The sequence below is a fragment of the Pedobacter aquae genome (assembly GCF_008195825.1).
GTDB lineage: Bacteria > Bacteroidota > Bacteroidia > Sphingobacteriales > Sphingobacteriaceae > Pseudopedobacter > Pseudopedobacter aquae.
Genome location: NZ_CP043329.1, coordinates 1,770,017 through 1,792,103, shown reverse-complemented (window position 1 = coordinate 1,792,103; position 22,087 = coordinate 1,770,017). Strand labels below are relative to the sequence as shown.

Annotated in this window: 21 protein-coding genes, 2 tRNA genes and 2 pseudogenes; 12 read left to right on the top strand and 13 right to left on the bottom strand. The window is 34.8% G+C overall.

Features of this window, described 5'->3' with window-relative positions; all coding sequences use genetic code 11:
• Nucleotides 1-13 precede the first annotated feature (13 nt).
• The 11 genes from FYC62_RS07810 to FYC62_RS07760 all read left to right on the top strand — a co-directional run bounded on the left by FYC62_RS07810 (nucleotide 14) and on the right by FYC62_RS07760 (nucleotide 8,849).
• A complete protein-coding gene (locus FYC62_RS07810) occupies nucleotides 14-586 on the top strand; it encodes a hypothetical protein (RefSeq protein WP_149074551.1) in 573 nt (190 codons plus the stop codon).
• Nucleotides 583-1,035, top strand: a complete 453-nt coding sequence (locus FYC62_RS07805) for a nitrous oxide reductase accessory protein NosL (protein ID WP_039447302.1) — start codon at nucleotides 583-585, stop codon at nucleotides 1,033-1,035. Before FYC62_RS07810 ends, FYC62_RS07805 begins: the two co-directional genes overlap by 4 nt.
• A gap of 38 nt (nucleotides 1,036-1,073) precedes the next feature.
• Nucleotides 1,074-2,264, top strand: a complete 1,191-nt coding sequence (nosD, locus tag FYC62_RS07800) for a nitrous oxide reductase family maturation protein NosD (RefSeq protein ID WP_240534859.1) — start codon at nucleotides 1,074-1,076, stop codon at nucleotides 2,262-2,264.
• Nucleotides 2,249-2,959, top strand: coding sequence for an ABC transporter ATP-binding protein (locus FYC62_RS07795; protein WP_149074549.1), 711 nt, complete (start codon nucleotides 2,249-2,251; stop codon nucleotides 2,957-2,959). The genes nosD and FYC62_RS07795 overlap by 16 nt, the downstream gene beginning before the upstream one ends.
• On the top strand, nucleotides 2,956-3,726 hold the full coding sequence (locus FYC62_RS07790) for an ABC transporter permease subunit (RefSeq protein ID WP_229655552.1): 771 nt from the start codon (nucleotides 2,956-2,958) through the stop codon (nucleotides 3,724-3,726). The genes FYC62_RS07795 and FYC62_RS07790 overlap by 4 nt, the downstream gene beginning before the upstream one ends.
• Before the next feature lie 124 nt (nucleotides 3,727-3,850).
• Nucleotides 3,851-4,804 (top strand): iron-sulfur cluster repair di-iron protein, encoded by a 954-nt coding sequence (gene ric, locus FYC62_RS07785; protein WP_149074548.1) that lies wholly within the window; start codon nucleotides 3,851-3,853, stop codon nucleotides 4,802-4,804.
• A 16-nt stretch (nucleotides 4,805-4,820) separates the two neighbouring features.
• Entirely contained in the window at nucleotides 4,821-5,288 is a 468-nt protein-coding gene (locus FYC62_RS07780; protein WP_149074547.1) for a hemerythrin domain-containing protein, read from the top strand.
• Nucleotides 5,269-6,093 (top strand): DUF2249 domain-containing protein, encoded by an 825-nt coding sequence (locus FYC62_RS07775; protein WP_149074546.1) that lies wholly within the window; start codon nucleotides 5,269-5,271, stop codon nucleotides 6,091-6,093. The genes FYC62_RS07780 and FYC62_RS07775 overlap by 20 nt, the downstream gene beginning before the upstream one ends.
• Complete coding sequence (locus tag FYC62_RS07770; protein WP_149074545.1) at nucleotides 6,086-7,375, top strand: hypothetical protein; 1,290 nt, start codon at nucleotides 6,086-6,088, stop codon at nucleotides 7,373-7,375. The genes FYC62_RS07775 and FYC62_RS07770 overlap by 8 nt, the downstream gene beginning before the upstream one ends.
• Nucleotides 7,362-7,688 carry a metal-sulfur cluster assembly factor gene (locus FYC62_RS07765; RefSeq protein ID WP_052176701.1) on the top strand — a complete coding sequence of 109 codons (327 nt, stop codon included), beginning with the start codon at nucleotides 7,362-7,364 and terminating at the stop codon, nucleotides 7,686-7,688. Before FYC62_RS07770 ends, FYC62_RS07765 begins: the two co-directional genes overlap by 14 nt.
• Nucleotides 7,689-7,808: 120 nt before the next feature.
• Nucleotides 7,809-8,849, top strand: coding sequence for a hypothetical protein (locus FYC62_RS07760; RefSeq protein ID WP_149074544.1), 1,041 nt, complete (start codon nucleotides 7,809-7,811; stop codon nucleotides 8,847-8,849).
• Between the two features lie 85 nt (nucleotides 8,850-8,934).
• Here the strand turns inward: FYC62_RS07760 and FYC62_RS07755 are convergent.
• Together FYC62_RS07755 and FYC62_RS07750 are read right to left on the bottom strand one after the other, a co-directional pair.
• Nucleotides 8,935-9,010, bottom strand: a tRNA-Lys gene (locus FYC62_RS07755).
• A 52-nt stretch (nucleotides 9,011-9,062) separates the two neighbouring features.
• Nucleotides 9,063-9,138 (bottom strand) — tRNA-Lys (locus FYC62_RS07750).
• Between the two features lie 330 nt (nucleotides 9,139-9,468).
• Between FYC62_RS07750 and FYC62_RS07745 the strand changes: the two genes are divergently transcribed.
• Nucleotides 9,469-10,860 carry an alpha-L-fucosidase gene (locus tag FYC62_RS07745; RefSeq protein WP_240534858.1) on the top strand — a complete coding sequence of 464 codons (1,392 nt, stop codon included), beginning with the start codon at nucleotides 9,469-9,471 and terminating at the stop codon, nucleotides 10,858-10,860.
• Between the two features lie 147 nt (nucleotides 10,861-11,007).
• Here FYC62_RS07745 and FYC62_RS07740 read toward each other — a convergent pair whose 3' ends face one another.
• The 11 genes and pseudogenes from FYC62_RS07740 to FYC62_RS07690 all read right to left on the bottom strand — a co-directional run bounded on the left by FYC62_RS07740 (nucleotide 11,008) and on the right by FYC62_RS07690 (nucleotide 21,998).
• On the bottom strand, nucleotides 11,008-11,466 hold the full coding sequence (locus FYC62_RS07740) for a PA2169 family four-helix-bundle protein (RefSeq protein WP_039447272.1): 459 nt from the start codon (nucleotides 11,464-11,466) through the stop codon (nucleotides 11,008-11,010).
• Between the two features lie 93 nt (nucleotides 11,467-11,559).
• A complete protein-coding gene (locus FYC62_RS07735) occupies nucleotides 11,560-11,925 on the bottom strand; it encodes a methylglyoxal synthase (protein ID WP_039447270.1) in 366 nt (121 codons plus the stop codon).
• Between the two features lie 13 nt (nucleotides 11,926-11,938).
• A pseudogene (locus FYC62_RS07730) lies at nucleotides 11,939-13,173 on the bottom strand (nucleoside recognition domain-containing protein).
• 72 nt (nucleotides 13,174-13,245) lie between these two features.
• Nucleotides 13,246-13,950 (bottom strand): 3'-5' exonuclease, encoded by a 705-nt coding sequence (locus FYC62_RS07725; protein ID WP_149074543.1) that lies wholly within the window; start codon nucleotides 13,948-13,950, stop codon nucleotides 13,246-13,248.
• A gap of 237 nt (nucleotides 13,951-14,187) precedes the next feature.
• Nucleotides 14,188-14,595 (bottom strand): hypothetical protein, encoded by a 408-nt coding sequence (locus FYC62_RS07720; protein WP_039447263.1) that lies wholly within the window; start codon nucleotides 14,593-14,595, stop codon nucleotides 14,188-14,190.
• A 1-nt stretch (nucleotide 14,596) separates the two neighbouring features.
• Complete coding sequence (topA, locus tag FYC62_RS07715) at nucleotides 14,597-17,158, bottom strand: type I DNA topoisomerase (RefSeq protein ID WP_149074542.1); 2,562 nt, start codon at nucleotides 17,156-17,158, stop codon at nucleotides 14,597-14,599.
• A 99-nt stretch (nucleotides 17,159-17,257) separates the two neighbouring features.
• On the bottom strand, nucleotides 17,258-17,935 hold the full coding sequence (locus tag FYC62_RS07710; protein ID WP_149074541.1) for a hypothetical protein: 678 nt from the start codon (nucleotides 17,933-17,935) through the stop codon (nucleotides 17,258-17,260).
• 18 nt (nucleotides 17,936-17,953) lie between these two features.
• Nucleotides 17,954-19,041, bottom strand: a pseudogene (gene mnmA, locus FYC62_RS07705) (tRNA 2-thiouridine(34) synthase MnmA).
• 1,609 nt (nucleotides 19,042-20,650) lie between these two features.
• Nucleotides 20,651-20,773: a DUF2188 domain-containing protein gene (locus FYC62_RS07700; protein WP_149074540.1), complete on the bottom strand. Its 123-nt coding sequence runs from the start codon at nucleotides 20,771-20,773 to the stop codon at nucleotides 20,651-20,653.
• Nucleotides 20,774-20,857: 84 nt separating this feature from the next.
• Nucleotides 20,858-21,214, bottom strand: coding sequence for a hypothetical protein (locus FYC62_RS07695; protein WP_149074539.1), 357 nt, complete (start codon nucleotides 21,212-21,214; stop codon nucleotides 20,858-20,860).
• Entirely contained in the window at nucleotides 21,198-21,998 is an 801-nt protein-coding gene (locus FYC62_RS07690; RefSeq protein WP_149074538.1) for a type II toxin-antitoxin system antitoxin SocA domain-containing protein, read from the bottom strand. The genes FYC62_RS07695 and FYC62_RS07690 overlap by 17 nt, the downstream gene beginning before the upstream one ends.
• Between the last annotated feature and the right edge of the window lie 89 nt (nucleotides 21,999-22,087).

Here is a 22,087-nt window from a genome sequence, read left to right as displayed (position 1 = left end):
TTAAAATTGAGTCATGAAAAAGAAATCCAGAATTATCATTGCCATAAGCGGGTTACTCTTATTAAGTGCTTATTTCTTGCCTTTGTGGCAAATCATTTTAGAGGCACCACAATACCCAGAAGGTTTAGGCTTAAAAATCTGGCTAAATAATATAACCGGAAATGTTGACCAAATAAATGGCTTAAACCACTACATCGGTATGAAACATATTTTTGTAGAAGATTTTATAGAGTTTAAAATTGTACCCTATATTTTTGCTGCAATTGTGTTAACTGCTTTTTTAACGGCCACAATAGGCAATAAAAAGCTTTTATGGTTTCTATTTATTTTACTGATGTCTTTTTCTGTAGTGGGTTTAGTAGATTTTTATTTATGGGAGTATGATTACGGCCATAACCTAGACCCTAAAGCGGCTATAAAAGTGCCGGGGATGTCTTACCAACCGCCACTTATTGGCTACAAACAACTATTGAATTTTCTTGCGGGTTCTTTTCCAGATATAGGCGGTGTATTTATCGCAATTGCAGTGATACTGGTAGGGCTTACATTATTTATGGAAAGAAATATTAAACCTTTAACATCATGAAAATACTAATTTGTTTTTTATGGATATGCTTAAGCTTAAGTGCTTGCAACCAAGGGCCAGAACCTATAAGCTACGGTAAAGATGCTTGCGCTCATTGTAAAATGAGTATTATGGATGATAAGTTTGCAGCAGAAATTATAACCGCTAAAGGCAAAATTTACAAGTTTGATGCTATAGAATGCATGACAGATTTTATCCAAGAGAACCAGGAAATTAATGTTCCTGAAGCTTCTTTCTTAGCAATGAATGTGGCACAACCAGGAAATTTTATTGATGCTAAAAAAGCCTATTTCTTAAAAGACAAAGCTTTTAAATCTCCCATGGGTGGTAATTTAGCGGCTTTTGAATTAAAACAATTGGCAGAAAACAATAGGCAAAATCCAGATTGGGAAATTTTCTCATGGGATGAACTTTTAGAAAATCAGCAAATTTCAACTGTTTTAAAATGAGGGTATTACTGCTCGTCTTATGTTTGTTTATTCCAGAAATGCTTATTTCTAGGACTATTGTTGTTGCTCCAGCAGGTAAGATAACGTCGTTAAAAAATGCGGTTGCCTTAGCAAAAGACGGAGATACAATTATAGTTAAAGCGGGTAAATACAATTCTTTCAATACCCTCATTAATAAACAGCTTACTATTTTAGGGCAAGGTTATCCGGTTTTAGATGCTGGTTTTAAAGAAGAGTGCTTAACCATTACCGCACACCACGTTAAAGTGGATGGTTTTATTGTTAAAAACTCTAAAACCGGAGCCATGAGAGATTATGCAGGTATACGTTTGCATCATACGGCTTATGTAACCATCAGTAACAATAAATTACTCCATAATTTTTTTGGGATATATGTTTCAGATTCTAGAAATATCGAAATCTTAAATAACGAGTGTAAAGGTAGTGCCATACAAATGGAATCTGGCAATGGCATTCACCTTTGGAAATCTAACCACATCACCATCAAAAATAATTATGTAACCGGCCACCGGGATGGGATTTATTTCGAGTTTGTGAAAGCCAGTTTAATACACCACAATTTAAGCGAGGAAAATTTTAGATACGGCTTACATTTTATGTTTTCTGATGATGATGTTTATCAATACAATACCTTTAAAAACAATGGTTCTGGTGTTGCGGTGATGTATTCTAAACGCATAAAAATGACAAACAATGTCTTTAAAGAAAACTGGGGGAGTTCTATTTACGGTTTGTTGCTAAAAGATATTTCTTACAGTCAAATAAGTAATAACAATTTCATAAGAAATACCACGGGTGTTTATATGGAAGCTTGCGAGGAAATAAGCATCAGTAAAAACAATTTCAATAATAACGGATGGGCCATAAGAGTATTAGCCAATTGCATAAATAGCAAGTTTATAGCTAATAATTTCATTGCCAATTCTTTTGATGTAAGTACCAACGGAACCCTTAACCTCAACCATTTTGAATATAATTATTGGGATAAATACGAAGGTTATGATTTAAATAAAAACGGCATTGGCGATATTCCATACCGCCCCATCAGTTTATATGCACAAATTATGGAGCAAATACCACAAAGTGTTATGCTGATGAGGAGTTTTATCATTAATCTGATGGATAAAGTAGAGCGCTCTATACCATCGGTAACGCCAGAATCTGTTAAAGATGTACAACCAAAAATGAAACCATGGAAGAACTTATAAAAATTTCCAATCTTAAAAAGTCTTTTGGCAAACTCAATGTCTTAAAAGGCTTAAACTGTAGTTTTAATGGCGGTAGGGTAGTATCTATTTTAGGTCCAAATGCTTCAGGTAAAACCACTTTAATCAAATCTATTTTAGGTATGGTTATACCAGATAGTGGCGAGATATTTTTTAAAGGTTCTCCTGTTGTGAACACCTATCAATACAAAGAAAATATTGGGTATATGCCTCAAATTGGGCGTTATCCAGATCATATGCGAATAGGCCAGCTTTTGAAAATGATGCAGGATATCAGGAAAAAGCATAGCGGTTTAGATGAAAGTTTGATAGCAGCTTTTCAGCTTCAAAGCATGTTTAACAAAGCCATGCATACCTTATCTGGCGGAACGCGACAAAAAGTAAGCGCTGCCCTAGCTTGTTTATTTAATCCGGATGTTTTAATACTTGACGAACCAACAGCAGGTTTAGATCCTTTAGCAGCAGAAATCCTGAAAGAAAAAATACAGGAGCAAAAGGCGAAAGGGAAATTAATTCTTATTACTTCACATATCATGAGCGAGGTTGATGAAATTGCAGATGAAGTGATGTATTTATTTGAAGGACAAGTAAAATTCTTTATGCCACTTAGCCAAATTAAATCTAGCACAGGCGAAGAAAAATTAGGCAAAGCCTTAACTAAAATTTTAGCATCATGATGTTTAAAATAGCTAAATATATCATTTTTGATATTCTTAAAAGTAAGGTTTTACTTGCTTATACCTTACTTCTTGCCATTATTTGTACCAGCATTTTTATGGCTGATGCCGATGTTACTAAAGGTTTGGTAAGTATTACAACAGTCATGCTCATTATTGTGCCCTTGGTAAGTATTGTTTATGCAACTACATATTATTTTAATGCTTACGAGTTTACAGAACTTTTGGTATCACAGCCAATAAGTAGGCTGCATATTCTGATGGGGAAATATATAGGTATCAGTACATCTATTCTTCTTGCTTTTGTATTGGGTGTTTGTGTGCCCATAGCGGTATTTGCTTTTTCTACCACAGGTTTAACCATGATGGCTACCGGCGCTTTACTTACACTAAGTTTTATTTCTCTTGCTTTTTGGGCATCAACCATTACCAGAGATAAAGCTAAAGGGATAGGTCTGGCTTTAATGATTTGGTTTTATTTCGCTATTATTTTTGATGGCTTGGTACTGCTTTTTCTTTTCCTTTTTGGCGATTATCCTTTAGAAAAAGCCATGATAGCTATTATCTCTCTTAATCCTATTGATTTAGCTAGGATATTGATTCTCTTGCAATTAGATATTTCTGCCCTTATGGGTTATACCGGGGCCTTATATCAGCAGTTTTTTGGTAGCGGTTTAGGCATAGCTTTTTCTTTAATACTCCAACTTTTGTGGATTGTAATTCCTATGATATTGGCACTTAAAATCTTCAAAAAGAAAGACCTCTAATTACTTCAATTATTCTCCTAAAAATCGTTCAAACGTGATGGTCATCATTTTTTACTACTGAATTTCTTAGCTCTTTTGTAATAGAAGATAAGTTTATCTTTTATTATGTAAAGCAAGAAATTTTATGGAAACTATTCTAACACTTGATGTAACCAAGATTGAACCTCGATTTAAGCATCCACAAATTTTTGAAAAATTTGACGATTTAAATCCAAATGAGGCATTTATTATTCATAACGACCACGATCCAAAACCGCTTTATTACCAATTGATAGGAGAGCGTGGCCATGTTTTTACATGGGAGTATTTAGCCAATGGTCCAGAAATTTGGGAAGTAAAAATTGGTAAAATAGATGCAAATCAGCCGCAAGAAACCATTGGTGAAATGGTTGTAAAAGATTACAGAAAAGCACAGGTTTTTAAAAAGTTAGGTATAGATTTTTGCTGTGGAGGTAAAAAAACACTAGCCGAAGTTTGCGATAAAAAGGGAATTGATGTTGAAGTCGTAAAAGCACAACTTTCTGAAATTAACGATATAGAGCAGGCAAATGCATTACCTTTTGATTCATGGGATTTAGGTTTTTTAAGTGATTATATTGAAAATACCCATCATCAATACGTAAAAGAAAATATTCCTTTCATTCTTGAACTCGCAAATAAAGTTGCTCGTGTACATGGCGATAGACATCCAGAGCTTATAAAAGTTGCTTATATCTTCAACAGGATAGCTCATGATTTAAGCTTACATCTTGAAAAAGAAGAAAAAATTCTTTTTCCTCATGTTAAAGCTTTAGCATCGGCAGCTAAAAATAAAACCAAATTTATTGAAGCACCTTTTGGTAGCGTAAGTAATCCTACACAAATTATGGAGGTAGAACATGAACATGCCGGAGAAGATTTAGCTGAAATTCGTGAGCTTACGCAGAATTATTTGTTGCCTCAGGATGCCTGCACATCTTACACTATTCTCTTTAAGAAATTACAAGAGTTTGAAAACGATTTGTTTAATCATGTTCATCTAGAAAACAACATTCTTTTCCCTAAAGCCATTCGTCTAGAGAAAGATTTATCAGTTTAAATCCACCAAAAAGCATATGAAACGTAACAAGAATCTGATTGAGTTATCCAGAGACCATCATCATGGTTTATTATTAGGATGGAAAATTAAGCAAGGCTTAAAAAAGCAAGTGGCTGTAATAGAAATCATAAAGTATGTGGCTTATTTTGCTCAGGAAGCATTGTTTAAACACTTTGAGGCAGAAGAAAATCAGATTCTTGTTTACTTGCTTCCTGATGATGAGTATGGTAAAAGAGTAATGAAAGAGCATACAGAAATTAGAACATTAATTCAGCAACTTATTTCTTCAAAGCCGAAAGATTCAGCGGGTCTTATGCGTCTAGCTGAGGTATTAGAGGCTCATATCCGTTACGAGGAAAGAGAATTTTTTCCTTATCTAGAGTCTACTTTAGCTGCAGAAGAGTTAGAAATTATAGGTAAAGAGATTGATCATTTACATGTTCCTTACATAGAAAATTATCCTCATGAATTCTGGGCAAATTAATTTACAAACCAAAATTTCTGTATTAATAAAGCATAATTCTGCTGTGATAGAGGCTTTAGCAGATTTAAATCCTCATTTTAATAAACTCAGAAATCCGCTTTTAAGGAAACTTTTTGCAGGCAGAGTTAGCATTGCCGATGCCTGTAAAATTGCAGGTACCAAGCCAGAAGATTTTATGCAGAAAATGTCTGAAATAGGTTTTGAGATTGATGATGCTAAGCGTTTAGAAGATAATACAGTATTAAGCCTTAAAGATTTTTCTTTTCAGGATTTAGAACCGGTAACATTAGATGTAAGAGCGTTTATCAATCGTCAGGAAGATCCTTTAAAGCAAATCCTTCATGCTATTGAAAACCTCCAGCAGCAGCAGTGTTTAAAGCTTATCAATACTTTTGAACCCATACCTTTAATTCATTTACTAGCCAAAAAAGGTTTTAAACATCATGTAGAAAGACAAAACCCCAATTTGGTTATCACATGGTTTGCCAAGCAAGAACAGGATCAGCTAAAAGAGAAAATAAAAACAAATGATGTGTTTGAAAGCGCTCATGATGAGTTTAACCAACAGCTGCAAGTTTTTGGTGACGATATAATAACACAAGATGTTAGGCATTTAGAAATGCCTTTACCCATGGTAAGCATTTTGCAAAGCCTAGAAAAACTACCTCAGGCTAAAGCTTTATATGTTAAACACAAGAAGGTTCCATTAATTCTTCTAGAGCAGCTAAAAGAACGTGGTTTTACATGCTTGATGCAAAGAGTAGATGATAAAAATATAAACCTTTTGATTTTCCATCATGACTAACCAAAGCCAATCATCCTTATATCAATTAGTGGTTACGCATTATCTCCTAGCCGCTTGTTCTTTTTTAGCTATGGCTGTCATGTTATGGATAGCTTCTGAGGATTTAAACGGACATTATTTTCATCCCAAATTATTGGCTATCACCCACACAGCAGCTTTAGGATGGGCTACTTTAATTATTTTTGGTGCTTGTTATCAACTGCTCCCGGTAATTTTAGAAACCACTTTGTATAGTATAAAACTAAGCTGGTTAAGTTTAGGCTTATTCTTTATAGGTTTAATTTTTTTAGTGTTCTCCTTTTGGATTTTTGAGCCCGGCATCATCATGCAAATCGCTAGTGTTTTTCTTTTAGTAGGCATTGTGTTTTTTGTGCTAAACATGGTTTTAACAGCTAAACAAGTTAAAAACCAAAATATATATCAAGAGTTTATGGTTACAGCAAGCATTTGGCTTTTAGCAACGGCTATTTTAGGACTGCTAATGGTATTTAATTTCCGATATCCGTTTTTGCCTAAGGACCATCTTCAATTTCTAAAAATGCATGCTCATATGGGTATAGGTGGTTGGTTTTTATTACTCATTATGGGGGCTAGTGCTAAACTTATTCCTATGTTTTTAGTATCAACCAAACAACCTGTTAAATATCTAAATGTGGCTTATTATCTCATCAATATTAGTTTGCTTTTGTTTTTGATAGATACTTATTATGCCGGAATTAACTTTAAAACATATTTTATTGCTTTAATTGCTGCTTGTGGAATTACAGCTTGGTTAGCCTATGTTTTAGAATGTGTGTTTAGTAGAATGCGTAAAACTGTAGATTTACCTATTTGGCATACGCTTTTATCTTTTATTTTGCTTGTAGTGGCACTTATTGTATTGCCATTTATCATTTATCATCAGTTAAAAGAGAATCCCTTAGCCATCAGAAATTCTAATTTATATGGTACTTTATTATTAATGGGATGGATAACAGCGCTTATTTTGGGGCAAACCTTTAAAACCTTACCTTATATAGCTTGGGTAAAACATTATGAGCACTTAACAGGAAAAGGCAATATCCCTTTGCCCGCAAACTTATACAACAATGGTTTGCTTAAAGTGCAACTTGTTGTTTTTTCGCTTTTCTGCTTGATATTTTATGTGGGCTTAATGGTGAAATCTACTTTACTCGTTAAAATAGGATTGATATGTTTTTTATCAACTGCGCTACTGTATGTTGCTAATGTATTGGTGGTTGTTTTTCATAAACCCAAAAGAATAAGTCATGAAACAGTTTGATATTACAGAAAAAGATAATTTCTTGAAGATGGAAATTATGGAAACCCTACGTTTAGTTATAGACCCAGAGCTAGAAATAAATATCATAGATTTAGGTTTGGTTTATGCGGTTTATGTAAAAGAAAATCAAATTGAAATAGAGATGACTTTATCTTCATCACATTGTCCAATGGGATCTAGTATAGTAGGTGGAGTGCAAAATTGCCTAGAGCAGCATTATCCTGATTATAAAACCACCGTTAATTTAGTTTGGGAGCCAGCATGGTCTCATAAAAATATATCGGAAGAAGGAAAACGTTTATTGGGTATCTAAATGAAACGGATAGCTAAGATAAATTTTGTGCATTGGGTGTTTCTCAATTTTGTGGTTTTGGCATTATTTGGTGTCGTTCTGAGGTACATGATTAGTTTCTCTATACCCCAGCTAAACTACATGAATATTTTACATGCACATTCTCATTTCGCTTTCGCTGGATGGGTTTTTCTAGCTTTTGTTTTAATCTTCGCCAATAAACTACCTGTACAGCATCAAAAATCTTTTTCTTGGATAGCACTTTTAACTATTCTTTCTTCTTACGGGATGCTTGTTAGTTTCTCCATACAAGGCTATAAGCTTATTTCTATCATTTTGTCTACCTTATTCTTATTTGTTACTTATTGGTTTGCTTATGTGGTATTAGGGCGGCTGCGGCAAATGGGTCAGCTGGTATCAAAACAATTAATTAAAGCTAGTATTTGGTTCTTGATATTATCTTCTGTTGGTCCTTTTGCTTTAGGTTTTTTAAAAGTATTAGGCTATAGCGGAGTTGTTTATCAAAACGCTATCTATTTTTATTTGCACTTTCAGCTTAACGGCTGGATGTTGTTAGCCGCATTAGGATTAATTGCTCTTGAGTTTTTGAAAGATCAAAACCATCAGCCCATTTCTACCTGGTTAAAGTTATTTATAGGCTCTACGTTGCCTTTGTTTTTCATTTTTACATTATGGGCAAAGCCCCTTCAGTATGTTTATATCATCGCTTTTTTAAGCGCCTTATTGCATGCTATAAGTTGGTTTGTTATGCTATTTAAGCTGCGTAAAAGAACAGCTAAATTACCTTATTCCATCAATTTTGTAGTGTTGGCGATATCTCTCAAAGTACTTTTTCAAGTGATCATTTGTTTGCCAGAGGTTTCCTCTTGGGTAGCGTCTCAAAGAAACTTAATTATTGGTTATTTACACCTTATAACTTTAGGATGTATAACTCCGGTGCTCTTTCATCAATTAATCTTAAAAACTATACAGACAGAATTACTCAATAGGTTTTATCTGCTATTGAGCTTTGCTTATGTATTTCTACTTTTTTTGCAGCCTTTTTTAGGTCTTTACGCAGTTGTTATTCCTTATTATCAGGATTTACTTTTTATAATATCTGTACTTTTTGCTGGCTTAGGCTTGTTTTATTATTTAAGATTGAGGCTGCTAAGGGTTTAAAAGAAGGAAATTGTAAGTGATTTTGATAGGGATGATAAACCGCCTATAAACCAAAAAAGCTTCCCTATAAGAGAAGCTTTAATTTTGGTGATCCCGCTGGGATTCGAACCCAGGACCACTACATTAAAAGTGTAATGCTCTACCAGCTGAGCTACGGAATCAGTTTCTTGATTTATTAAAAAAAGCCTCACTTGCTGAGGCTTGTGTATTTTCTGGTGATCCCGCTGGGATTCGAACCCAGGACCACTACATTAAAAGTGTAATGCTCTACCAGCTGAGCTACGGAATCATACTTTCTTCTTCGTTTTACCGTTTTCTTGAAAGTTGTGCAAAGATAGCTTTCTAAGCTATACCATGCAAATGATTTTTACCTTTTTTTAGAAGCTATTGAACTTTAAGGGATTAAAATGTTTATACCCTAAAAACTTACTTCCTATAAGAAAGAATTTGGCTATGTTTTAATATCAAAACGCCTAAAAAACCTCTTAATTTTGATACCTATTTATAGCCAGTTTAATAATTACTGTTGCATTTAAATCCTATCATTAATAAAATTATTTCCATAAATTACATCAGTTTTAACAACCAAAGTAAAACTCAACCAAACCAATTTTAAATAATGAAAAGAACTTTTATCAATTACTGCTTAGGTGCAGTTTTTTTATTTAGCCTTAATATGGGTGCACTTCAAGCCCAATCTGCAAAGGCAATTACTGCAACAGAAACACCACAAGCAAAAGAAGAACGATTAAAATGGTGGACAAATGCCCGTTTTGGGATGTTTATTCATTGGGGTTTATATGCTTCTGCTGCTAGACATGAATGGGTGCAGAGCCGAGAAAAAATGGATGCCGAGCAATACAGGAAGTATTTTGAAGTGTTTAATCCTGATATGTATGACCCTAAAGAGTGGGTGAGGAAAGCTAAAGAAGCCGGAATGAAATATGTGGTTATTACCACCAAACACCATGAAGGATTTTGCCTTTGGGATTCAAAATATACCGATTATAAAGCTACCAATACACCTATTGGTAAAGATTTACTAAAGCCTTTTGTAGAAGAGTTGCGCTCTCAAGGTTTAAAAGTTGGTTTTTATTATTCTTTGATAGATTGGCATCATCCGGATTTTCCTATAGACAGGATTCATCCATTAAGTCAAGCAAAAAATATAGAAGAGCTTAACCAGAAAAGAGACATCAAAAAATACCAACAATATCTTAAAAATCAAGTAACTGAGCTTTTAACCAATTACGGTAAAATAGATTTGATATTTTATGATTATTCATACCCTGGTGTTAACGGAAAAGGAAAAGATGATTGGGATTCGCAAGCATTACTAGCGCTTACCAGAAAATTACAACCAAATATTATTGTTAATGACCGTTTAGATTTAAACAATACGCCAACAGGATGGGATTATAAAACGCCAGAACAATTTATGCCAACCAAATGGCCTACCGTAAATGGTGTACAAGTTCCTTGGGAAACTTGCCAAACTTTTTCTGGTTCATGGGGATATTTCAGAGATGAATATTCATGGAAATCTAACAGACAGCTTATAGCCATGCTGATAGAAACCGTAAGTAAAGGAGGCAATTTGTTATTAAATGTTGGTCCAACTGCCAGAGGAATGTTTGATGATAGGGCAGATGAGCGTTTAGAAGGTATAGGCAAATGGATGAAATACAATAGCAGAGCCATTTATGGTTGTACGCAAGCACCAGAAACTTTTGAGAAGCCTGCTAATTGCTTGTTAACTTATAATGAAAAAACTAAACGATTATACATTCACGTGTTGCAATGGCCTTTCAAATCTTTACATCTTAAGAATTTTAAAGATAAATTCTCTTATGCACAGTTATTAAATGATGGTTCCGAAATCAAATTTAAGCAAGATATAAAACCAGGAGGCCATACAACAGAAATGGTTAGCGAAAATGATGTTATTTTAGAATTACCGGTACAAGCTCCAAATACAGAAATTCCTGTTATAGAATTGTTTTTGAAATAGATTAAAAACAAGAGAGGTTGTCTCAAATCATCGCTCTTTGCCAGGCTGAGTCAATGCTTTTTCTGAATATATCAGAGAACATGTCGACTATGGTCGATTTGACAAATAAGATTTTTGAGACAGCCTCTTTCTTTTAATCAGCAAATACTAATCAATTTGTTGATTTCTTAAAGCTTTAATTTGATCATGAGATAACCTTAGAGATTGCTTTTGCTCAGAAATCATGGTCATGATATGACTAGGTAAATCCTCTTCGTTGATAGCAGTTTCATAAGCTTTCTGGGCAGCATCTTCACCAAACTCACAGCTAGCTAAAATAGATTTTCTATCATGCCCGGTAAAGGCAGCTTTAACATCCATCCAAGCTCTGTAAATTTTACCACTTGTGGTGGTATCGCTTTCTACATCAGCGCCTAATACGCTTAATTCTGTAGCTAAAGCCATTTTATAACGATGACTTTCTCTAATCATGTCAGCAAATAAAATTTTTAAATCGGCATCTTCGTCTTTTAATTCTTTAATGGCTCTTTCATAGCCCACAATTCTGTCGTTATTGATTTGTACTAAATCATTCAGAATTTCTGTTGTCATTGCAATTGTTTCCATGGTATTTTAAATTAGATGTTTACCAAGGTTTGCAATTACTGTTCCAAAGCTTTTGGCTTTCACAGGATATAAAGAATAAAAAGCTTTTTAAGTTTATTGAATACCTAAAAGCAAGAACTTTGCTGTTGCAGGGTTAGTAGCCAAAGGCACATTGTGTACATCGCAAATTCTCAAAAGCATTTGTACATCTGGTTCATGTGGATGCTTGCCTAGCGGGTCTCTAAAGAATAAAATACAGTCTAACATACCTTCGGCAGCCATAGCAGCAATTTGAGCATCGCCACCATTGGGGCCGCTTAGCTTTTTAGTTACCGTAAGACCAGTTCTTTCTATATGTCCGCCGGTAGTACCGGTTGCAACCAAATCCATTTCTGCTAAAATTTCTTTAAAATCTTTTACAAAAGCTACCATTTCTGCTTTTCTTCCATCATGGGCAATAAGAGCGAGACGTTTTTTCATTTATATGTATAATTTATGATCCGAAAAATATGTAAGCTAAAAATATAGCGGCAATAAGACCTACCAAATCTGCAATTAGGCCGCAAACAAGAGCATGTCTGGTATTTTTTATCCCAACCGAGCCAAAATATACCGCTAACACATAAAAAGTAGTTTCTGATGAACCTTGTATAATACTGGCTAATCTTCCTTGAAAAGAATCAGCGCCGTAGGTAGTCATCACATCTACCATTAAGCCTCTGGCACCGCCACCACTTAGGGTTTTCATTAAGCCTACAGGCAATGCAGGTACAAAAGAAGTATCTAGGCCAGCAAGGGCAACTAAGCTTCCAATTCCGTTTACCAGATAATCCATACAACCCGTATTTCTAAAAGCGCTAATGGCTACTAAAATGGCTATCAAGAAAGGGATAATCATCACGGCAGTAGAAAAACCTTCTTTAGCGCCGTCTATAAAAGCATCGTAAACATTAATTTTTTAACAGCCCCATAACCAATAAAAAGCATGATGATAGAGAAAATTAACAAGCCGCCAATTAAGCCAGCAATACTTTCTATTTCTTTAGGAGGCAAGCCGTTTAAGCCAAAATATAAAGCAGCCATTAAGCCAACAAAAAAGCCTAAAAATAATAATACGGGTAGTTTAAAGAGGTTTATTTTCTGATAAATGGCTACGGCTATCATCCCCGAGATAAAAGAAATAAAAGTACCTATTAAAGAAGGGATAAAAATATCTGCTGGGTTAGCAGCACCATTGGCCAACCTTAAGGCGATAACTGAGGTAGGAATTAAAGTGATACCAGCTGTATTTAATACCAAAAACATAATTTGGGCATTGGTAGCTGTGTTTTTATCAGGGTTAATTTCTTGCAGTTCTTGCATGGCTTTAAGGCCTACTGGCGTAGCAGCATTGTCTAAGCCGAGCATATTGGCAGAAAAATTCATGATGATGGAGCCGTTGGCCGGATGATTTTTAGGTACACCAGGAAATAATTTGCTGAAGAAAGGATTTACCCCTTTAGCAAATAAGGTAATCATACCTGCTTTTTCTCCAATTTTCATGATACCCAACCAAAACGTCATGATACCAATTAAACCTAAAGATATTTCTCCGCCGGTTTTAGCACTCTCAAACATTCCGTTCATCACATTGGTAAAAATGGTGGTATCGCCAAAGAAAAAAAGCTTTATACAAGCAACCACAAAAGAAATCAGGAAGAATGCTATCCAAACGTAATTTAATGCCATAATGATTTTTCTGCCTAAAGGTTATAATTTTTTCCGAATTTCTAAACCTTATGGGGCTAGCAATTTAAAATTCTATGCTACAATAGTGATCTGCTCGTCTTTTACCATGTCCATTCCTTTAAATTTTTGGATTAAACGAGCTGTGGTGATTACATCTTTTTGGCAGTAAGTACTTATCCTTTCTAAGTTTTTCTCTTTCCAATAAACATCACCAACCATGCTGCCATCTATATCGTCTTTAGGTGTTGGGATGTTGAATATAGCAGCTAAAAGAGCTAAAGAAGTATAGTTCTTATAATCACCAAATTTCCATAGTTCTAGGGTGTCTAAATGGTTAATTTCCCAAGGCTTTTTACCCGCAATTTGAAGCTGAGTGGGTATAGAAAGACCGTTTATGAGCATTCTTCTGCATAGATATGGGAAATCAAACTCTTTACCATTATGAGCGCCAAGGATTAAGTTGCTAGGCTGGTTGTTTAAAAGATGAATAAAATCTCTTAAAATTTCTACTTCATCATCACAACAAAAAGATTTAACACGTAATTGCCTATCAGATTTAAAAACACCTACAGATATGCAAATGATTTTACCAAACTCGGCCCAGATACCTGCTCTTGGGTAAAACTCAGCCGGACTTTCATCTTGCTTACGCTGAAATTGGGTCTTTTTATCCCAAAGTAACTGTAAGTTTTCTGGTAATTCATGAAAATTTGGGTACTGAGGAGCCGTTTCTATATCTAAAACTAAAAGGTTTTGTAAATCTAATTGAGCTAACATAGGTTTTCTTGTTTATCGATTTTACTAAAATAAAAAAATCCCGGGTTAAGAACTAAACCGGGATGTAGCCAATTAAATAAAGAGGAGAGAGTATCGGTTTAGCCCGATGTCATCAATTCATCATTGATACCTGCAAGTAACAAGAAATTTAGTTAAGACAATTAAGCTCAATAGTTAATCTATTCAGCTTAATTGTTATTTTTTTTGAGAAGATAAAATGGTAGGAAAGGAGCAAGGTTATGCCCCAATCATTACCCCTGGCATATTAACCAATGGGATTTTGATAAAGTTAGACTCCACAATACTTTCTGGTAAGAAAATGAATTTCTTGTCGTAAATATCTTTACCTAAATAGTAAGAAAGCCAATATTCATTACTTAAACCAAAAACTTCTTCGTCTATCATTTCAATTTTAGCAAAGCTTTTGGCTTCTAAAGTAGGAATCATATGTCTTAAAACAGAAGTTTTAACTTCTTCGCCATTACGCTCACCGTAACCTTTAGAAGTTACTAAAATGGTTTCTATAGCTGTTTCTTTGAGGTTAATCAAATAAACTCCCCATGATTTTGCATGAGGAGTTTCATTTTCTAGCACTACTGCAATAAAAATATCTTCAACCAGATTTTCTGGTAAATCTTTTTTCATATTACTTTTTCTTCGCTACCGCCTTCTTTGCAGGAGCTTTTTTGGTAGCTTTTTTTGTTTTAGGCTCAAAAGCATCAGGTATTTGCTCGGTAATAAGTTTTTTAACATCTTCTAAAGAGATAGCTGCTAAATCTTCTGCCGTAAATTTCTGGTTGGTAGCTGCGTTTTTTCCTAACTTTAACATTTGTTTGCCAAAGCGGATGAATGGTCCCCAACGGCCGTTTTCAATGGCAATTTTCTCGCTTTCCCATTGCTGTATGTAACGGTTAGCTTCTTTCTCCATTTTAGCACCAATCAGCTCTTCAATATCTTGCTGACTTAAGTTATCAAAATTATACCTTACCGGGATATTGATATATAAATCATTCCATTTGATGAATGGTCCAAATCTGCCTTTACCTTTGGTTACAGGCAGATTTCTGTATTGCGCTACAGGGGCATCTGTATGTAGTTTTTCCTGAATAATGGCAATAGCTCTTTCTTGGTTTACCGTTAACGGATCTTCATTTTTAGGTAGAGAGATAAAAGTTTCTCCCCATTTAACATAAGGCCCAAATCTGCCAACACCAACGGCAACTTCTTTACCATCATAATCTTCTAAAGAAAAAGGTAGTTTAAAGAGTTCTAAAGCGTCTTTTAAAGTAAGCGTTTCTACAGATTGTGCTTTTAACAAGCTGGCGTAACGAGGTTTTTCTTCATCCTCTGCTTCGCCAATTTGCACCATAGGGCCAAACTTACCAATACGGGTATAAACATTTTTACCTGTAGCAGGGTCTGTTCCTAAAAGGCGCTCACCGCTAGCTCTCTCGGCATTTTTTAAAGTATCCTCAACTTCTGTATGGAAAGGCTTGTAAAAATTGTGAAGCATTTTAGTCCACTCTTTTAAGCCATTAGCAATTTCATCAAATTGTTTCTCAACAGAAGCAGTAAAGTTAAAGTCAACAATATCTTTAAAGTGTTCTACTAAAAAGTCGTTTACTACTGCACCAATATCTGTAGGGAAAAGCTTCCCTTTTTCAGTTCCGGTAACTTCAGATTTGGTAGCATTAACAATTTTATCGTTTTTAAGGGTGTAAACACCATAACTTCTACTTTTTCCTTCGCGGTCTTCTCTTACTACATAACCACGGTTTTGTATGGTAGAAATGGTTGGGGCATAAGTAGATGGTCTGCCAATACCCAATTCTTCTAGTTTCTTTACTAAAGAAGCTTCGGTATACCTTGCAGGAGGTCTGCTAAAGCGCTCTGTAGCGTTCATTTCTACCAATTCTAAGCTTTGGTTAACGCTTAGCGGAGGTAAAATAGCATTATTTTCATCCTCTAAATGGGCATCACTTTCCTCATCTTCAGATTCTAGGTATACTTTTAAGAAACCGTCAAATTTCATCACCTCGCCATTGGCTGTTAAATCTTCTTTACGTGAGGAGATATTGATTTTAGCTGTAGTTTTTTCAAACTGAGCTTCACTCATTTGAGAGGCAATGGCTCTTTTCCAAATCAATTCGTACAAACGTTTTTCGCTGGCATCACCATCAATACTATGCCATTCAAAATGGGTAGGTCTGATAGCTTCGTGAGCTTCCTGCGCTCCGGCAGATTTTGTCTTAAACGTTCTTTTAAAATGATATTTATTACCGTATGCGCTGTTAATTTCTCTTTCTGCAGCTTCAATAGCAGTATCAGAAAGGTTAACAGAATCGGTTCTCATATAAGTGATTTTTCCGGTTTCATATAGTTTCTGAGCCACTGTCATAGTTCTTGAAACCGAAAAACCTAGCTTTCTACTAGCCTCTTGTTGTAGGGTAGAGGTGGTAAAAGGCGGAGCCGGATTTCTTTTGGTTGGCTTGGTATCTAAAGAATTAACTTTAAAACCAGCACCAATACAATCTTTTAAAAACTGCTCTGCCTCGTCTTTATTGGCATATCGTTGAGGCAGTTCTGCCTTAAAAATTTCTTTTGCTTTACCTGTAGAGAAGATAGCGATAATCTTATAAGCAGATTCTGCCGTGAAATGGTTGATTTCTCTTTCTCTATCAACAATTAATCTTACCGCTACAGATTGCACCCTACCAGCCGAAAGGGAAGGCTTCACTTTTTTCCAAAGTACCGGAGAAAGCTCAAAACCAACTAAACGGTCTAAAACACGTCTGGCCTGTTGGGCATTTACTAAATTATAATCAATAGTTCTTGGGTTTTCTATAGCTTTTAAAATAGCAGGTTTGGTAATCTCATGAAAGACAATACGTTTGGTATTGCTTTCTTTTAATCCTAATGAATCATACAAATGCCATGCAATAGCTTCTCCCTCGCGGTCCTCATCGGATGCTAGCCAAATCATTTCTGCTTCTTTTGCTAACTTCTTCAACTCGGCTACGACCTGTTTTTTATCGGCAGGAATTTCATAGTGCTGTTTAAAATCGTTATCAACTTCAATTGCTCCATCATCTTTCTTCAAATCACGGATATGGCCATAACTGGATTTCACCAGGAAGTCTTTACCTAAATATCCTTCTATAGTTTTGGCTTTCGCCGGAGACTCTACAATCAGTAAGTTTTTCGCCATTAAAAATTGATTTTACCGCAAATAAAGGATAATATATGTTTTATCCCAAAAAAAAGGATTAAAAACACATTAAATTATTTATAGAAACAGGATTTTTGACTAATTGTTGGCTCTCAATTTAAAAGAATATATAAAGCCATCTAAAATTCTTCCAGAGGAAATATCTTTCTCTATATTCTTAACTTCTTTGTAAATCAAGCCAATGTCTTTAGCATAAGTCTCTGTAGCAAAATCTTCTTCTATGAGGTTGTTTACGTCTATTTGAGTTATTGAAAGTGTTGTGGGATAATTTATGCCATTTACTTCTTTTGCTACTTCAAAATCTGTAATGGTATAGCTTTGTTCGCCTATATTATTTCGGCTATTGCCGTTCCATTGTGCTCCAAATTCTGGTGGAAAAATAAGTCTTACAAAAGTTTGGTTATCTAAGGTTTCTTCTGCCGCTCTGATGCTTTTGCTTCTGGCTATGCTTTTCTGGAAAACCCAAATATTGCTGTTATTTTGTTTTTTGTAACGCTCTACCCTAAAAATAGTATCTCCACTAAGGCCAATGAAAAAATCGGCAATAGAATCTTTTATTTGAAACTTGAAATTGGTCACCCTCGAATTATTGAATTTGTCAATATGGGTAGAGTCTACATCGTAAACCCATACTTTAGTTTTAGCTAGGGGGTAATACTCGTACTGAAAAGATTTAGGAGCAGCATTTTTTTCTTTGGTACAGCTTGAAGCAAGCATCACCACAAATATTAAAACTGCATAGCCTAATTTTTTCATGCATCTAATTTAATAGAATTACATTAAAAAACCACCGCCTAGCAAATCATTACCTTCATAAAAAACTGCCGATTGCCCCGGTGCAATACCAGAAACAGCATGGTGAAAGTTTACTTTCATGATATTACCTTCTTGGTGGATATGACTAAAAGTACCAGCATCTTTATATCTGATTTTGGTAATCGCTTCTAAAGGTTCAGGAATAGCCGCATATTTCACCAAGTTTAAATTTCTTACGCTGGCTTCTGTTTTTGTAGTTCTTCTTCCTCGCCTAAAACAACAGTATTACTCTCTGGTAAAATTTGGGTAACGTACATAGGTTTACCAAAAGCAACGCCCAAACCTTTTCTTTGCCCTATGGTGTAAAAAGGATAGCCTTTGTGTTTACCCACTTTGGTGCCATTGGTTAAAACAAAATCGCCACCATCAACATCTTGCTCTAGAGCTGGTACACGGTGTTTTAAAAAGGCTCTGTAATCGTTATCCGGAACAAAGCAAATCTCATAGCTTTCGCCTTTTTTTGCTAATTCCTCTTGGCCCATATCTAAAGCCATTTGTCTAATTTCTGCTTTGGTAAAAGAACCTAATGGGAATTTAGTACGAGCTAAATTTTCTTGAGAAACGCCCCATAAAACATAAGATTGATCTTTATTTTCGTCTTTACCTTTAGAAATAACATACCTGCCATTGTCTTGCAGACGGATATTAGCATAATGACCTGTGGCAATAAATTCGCAATCTAGTTTATCTGCTCTTTTAAGTAAAGCTTCCCATTTGATGTGCGTATTGCAAAGTACACAAGGGTTTGGTGTACGGCCAGCCAGGTATTCATCCACAAAATTATCAATCACGAAATCGCCAAACTCGTTTCTGATATCTAAAATATAATGCGGAAAACCATATCCTACGGCTAAAGAGCGGGCATCATTGATAGAATCTAAGCTGCAACAGCCGGTTTCCTTAGAATTAGCACCAGAAGAAGCATAGTCCCACGTTTTCATGGTTAAGCCAATCACCTCATACCCTTGTTCATGTAGCATTACTGCGGCAACAGAACTATCCACACCACCACTCATGGCTACTAATATTCTTCCGTGTTTACTCATTTTTAATTATTTCTGGCTGCAAAGATAATTTTTTATTTTTTGATGAGCAGAATGTGTGTAGTCAGGAGGATGTAAATATGTAGGTGGTTGGGTGGTTAGTTGGTTAGGTGGTTGGTTTGTTAGTTTGTTGGTTAGGTGGTTAGTTTGTTGGTTTGTTAGTTGTTAGTTGCCGGTTTCCAGTTCTGGGTGGTTAGTGTTATTAATTGATTTTTGAATGAGAGATTGATAGATTTTGATTAGTTTCTTATTTTTTAATTTTTAATTTTTCCTTTTGAATTTTGAATTTTGAATCAGAGAATAATTGATTGAAGCTTTCCGCGTTTAGCTTTTTTGATTGATTGATTTTTGAATGAGAGATTGATAGATTTTGATTAGTTTCTTATTTTTTAATTTTTAATTTTTCCTTTTGAATTTTGAATCAGTTGTCGGTTTCCAGTTTTGAGTTTCCAGTTCTGGGTGGAGAGTTCCCTGTTTTTGAATTTTTAATTTTACCTTTTGAATTTTGAATCAGTTGTCGGTTTCCAGTTTTGAGTTTCCAGTTCTGGGTGATGACTTTCCTGTTTTTGAGTTTTTAATTTTTCCTTTTGAATTTTGAATCAGTTGCCGGTTTCCAGTTTTGAGTTTCCAGTTCTGGGTGGAGAGTTCCCTGTTTTTGAATTTTTAATTTTACCTTTTGAATTTTGAATCAGTTGTCGGTTTCCAGTTTTGAGTTTCCAGTTCTGGGTGATGACTTTCCTGTTTTTGAGTTTTTAATTTTTCCTTTTGAATTTTGAATCAGTTGCCGGTTTCCAGTTTTGAGTTTCCAGTTCTGGGTGGAGAGTTCCCTGTTTTTGAGTTTTTAATTTTTCCTTTTGAATTTTGAATCAGTTGCCGGTTTCCAGTTTTGAGTTTCCAGTTCTGGGTGGAGAGTTCCCTGTTTTTGAGTTTTTAATTTTACCTTTTGAATTTTGAATCAGTTGTCGGTTTCCAGTTTTGAGTTTCCAGTTCTGGGTGATGACTTTCCTGTTTTTGAGTTTTTAATTTTACCTTTTGAATTTAAAATCAACCACAGAGTACGCAGAGGACACAAAGCTGGGTGGAGACTTATATAAGCTCTCTGTGAACTTTGACCTTTCCGTGGTTAAAATAATTATAAGCTTCTGGTATGAAGAATCGGTAAAATAAAAGAATAAAAATCAAGCTCTGTATGATGATTGTAAAACATGTAAAGTGATGGCAGGAATAAAAAAAACAGTGTAAAGCCAGAACAGTATTAACCAAATAAAGTAAAGTTTTTTCAGGACAAGACAAGCCTTCCGCTTTAAACCTTCTCCGTACCATGTTCGAGACTTGTTCGGGAAATAGCCCCATTTTTCCGAAGGTGTTACGAAGAAGTCTTGGAGAAGTACCGAAGGAAGTATGGATAAAACGTGGATAAAAGGTGGGGTATAGGTGGGCTATACGTGGACTTGTGTTAATAAATTTTCTTGATGATATAGATTGCTGTAGAAAAGGTTAAACAAACATAATAAATATAGAAGGTATTATAAAACAAAAAGAGATGGAAATATGAAAAGCTAATTGTATATAGCTTAATGTTTATTATCCTTGGCGGAAATGGGTCATTTCCTTAACTATTTTTATTTTGAATTTTACCATCTTTACCCAGAATGGTTAATTCAGATTGTTGATTTTTTGCAATCTTTTTTCCAATTTTCAAAGCATCTACTTTAGTGTTGGTTTTTACAGTCAAACTTCTTGTTTCTTTGACCTTTTACGCCCAAATCATCTTTGGTTGGCACAACATATTGATTTTTACCTTTTTGCCATTATTTACCTATTTGAAATTATCTGTTATTCTTTTTTTGTCTTCATTTTCCTTGTCATTCTTATGGTACAATTCAATAAAGGTAATTTTTTGTTCTTCAGGAAAGTGAGCATAAATTAATCTCAAACCTGAATTTACTCCTCTTCCTTTTAATGCTTTGCAGGCAATTTTTTTAACCTTTATGATACATGTTTTTAAGCCCAAATTGTCAATACGATAACTAAAAGGAGGACTTTCTCCCGGTTCGTCATTCAAATCCAATTTAACTACTTCCAAGTCTTCTTTGAGTGTTCTGTATTTTTTTAAAAGATTCTTCAAATCCTTTTTAAACTCTGAAAGTTCATCAAATTCAATATGGTTCATCATCTTCATAAACTCTAATTGAATAAGGTGGCCTTCTGTAAAAAGCCAATTCATAATTTATTTCCTCACCATCTTTTGATGCTTTCCAAGGTTTATCACCGTGAGAATAGTTACTAAGCATTGCAGCAGACCAATCACTCATCTGTTCTATTACCCTGTCAATGATTTCTTTTTCACTTGCCTTTAATTCAGTTAAATCTGCTTTTTCTAAAGGTAGATAGCGAGTTTGAGGATAACCGTGATATTCGGTTTTTATTCTTTGCAACAGACCTTTTTCAATCATTTGACCAATGATTATATCTAATTTTTGCGGAACTGGCCCATAAGGTAACTTGCGATATTTTGCGCCTGTTAAATGTTCTTCATACAATTCATAGTAGTTGAAGTCCGAGAAATAGAGTAATTTATAAAGAACCGTTTCGCCAACATTTGGCTTACCTGCACAGCGTTCAAGTATGTATAACAATACATTTTTAAATTTATTGACTTGTAAGGTTGGTACTGAGATACGCTCTTGTTCTTTCTTTACCTTTTTTTCTTCTTTTACATCAACATCTTTACTTGTAGAAAAATCCTTAGACATAAAATCGTCTAATGAAAACCCTAAAACCAATGATAGTTTTTGCAATTCGAGTATATCAACACTTCTATTTCCTAACTCAATTTGAGCCAAAGACGGTCGGGAAATTTTGACACTTTTAGCCAAATCTTCCTGAGACAACCCTTTCATTTTACGAAGTTCGGTTATCCTCTGACCTATTTGCTTTTGTGACAATTGTATGTTCATATCAATTTATGTTTCGCTGTTTAGCGGGATAAATATAAATATTGTTTAAATATAAAACAAATGATTGTTTTGTATTGAAACATTTTTAA

Bases quoted from the DNA above. Each gene is read 5' to 3' on its own strand.
- ric (WP_149074548.1), top strand. From the start codon at position 3,851: ATGGAAACTATTCTAACACTTGATGTAACCAAGATTGAACCTCGATTT.
- FYC62_RS07695 (WP_149074539.1), bottom strand. From the start codon at position 21,214: ATGATGAACCATATTGAATTTGATGAACTTTCAGAGTTTAAAAAGGAT.
- topA (WP_149074542.1), bottom strand. From the start codon at position 17,158: ATGGCGAAAAACTTACTGATTGTAGAGTCTCCGGCGAAAGCCAAAACT.
- FYC62_RS07690 (WP_149074538.1), bottom strand. From the start codon at position 21,998: ATGAACATACAATTGTCACAAAAGCAAATAGGTCAGAGGATAACCGAA.
- FYC62_RS07725 (WP_149074543.1), bottom strand. From the start codon at position 13,950: ATGTTAGCTCAATTAGATTTACAAAACCTTTTAGTTTTAGATATAGAA.
- FYC62_RS07720 (WP_039447263.1), bottom strand. From the start codon at position 14,595: ATGAAAAAAGATTTACCAGAAAATCTGGTTGAAGATATTTTTATTGCA.
- FYC62_RS07790 (WP_229655552.1), top strand. From the start codon at position 2,956: ATGATGTTTAAAATAGCTAAATATATCATTTTTGATATTCTTAAAAGT.
- FYC62_RS07760 (WP_149074544.1), top strand. From the start codon at position 7,809: ATGAATATTTTACATGCACATTCTCATTTCGCTTTCGCTGGATGGGTT.
- nosD (WP_240534859.1), top strand. From the start codon at position 1,074: ATGCTTATTTCTAGGACTATTGTTGTTGCTCCAGCAGGTAAGATAACG.
- FYC62_RS07710 (WP_149074541.1), bottom strand. From the start codon at position 17,935: ATGAAAAAATTAGGCTATGCAGTTTTAATATTTGTGGTGATGCTTGCT.
- FYC62_RS07740 (WP_039447272.1), bottom strand. From the start codon at position 11,466: ATGGAAACAATTGCAATGACAACAGAAATTCTGAATGATTTAGTACAA.
- FYC62_RS07805 (WP_039447302.1), top strand. From the start codon at position 583: ATGAAAATACTAATTTGTTTTTTATGGATATGCTTAAGCTTAAGTGCT.
- FYC62_RS07775 (WP_149074546.1), top strand. From the start codon at position 5,269: ATGAATTCTGGGCAAATTAATTTACAAACCAAAATTTCTGTATTAATA.
- FYC62_RS07735 (WP_039447270.1), bottom strand. From the start codon at position 11,925: ATGAAAAAACGTCTCGCTCTTATTGCCCATGATGGAAGAAAAGCAGAA.
- FYC62_RS07765 (WP_052176701.1), top strand. From the start codon at position 7,362: ATGAAACAGTTTGATATTACAGAAAAAGATAATTTCTTGAAGATGGAA.
- FYC62_RS07780 (WP_149074547.1), top strand. From the start codon at position 4,821: ATGAAACGTAACAAGAATCTGATTGAGTTATCCAGAGACCATCATCAT.
- FYC62_RS07770 (WP_149074545.1), top strand. From the start codon at position 6,086: ATGACTAACCAAAGCCAATCATCCTTATATCAATTAGTGGTTACGCAT.
- FYC62_RS07795 (WP_149074549.1), top strand. From the start codon at position 2,249: ATGGAAGAACTTATAAAAATTTCCAATCTTAAAAAGTCTTTTGGCAAA.
- FYC62_RS07745 (WP_240534858.1), top strand. From the start codon at position 9,469: ATGAAAAGAACTTTTATCAATTACTGCTTAGGTGCAGTTTTTTTATTT.
- FYC62_RS07810 (WP_149074551.1), top strand. From the start codon at position 14: ATGAAAAAGAAATCCAGAATTATCATTGCCATAAGCGGGTTACTCTTA.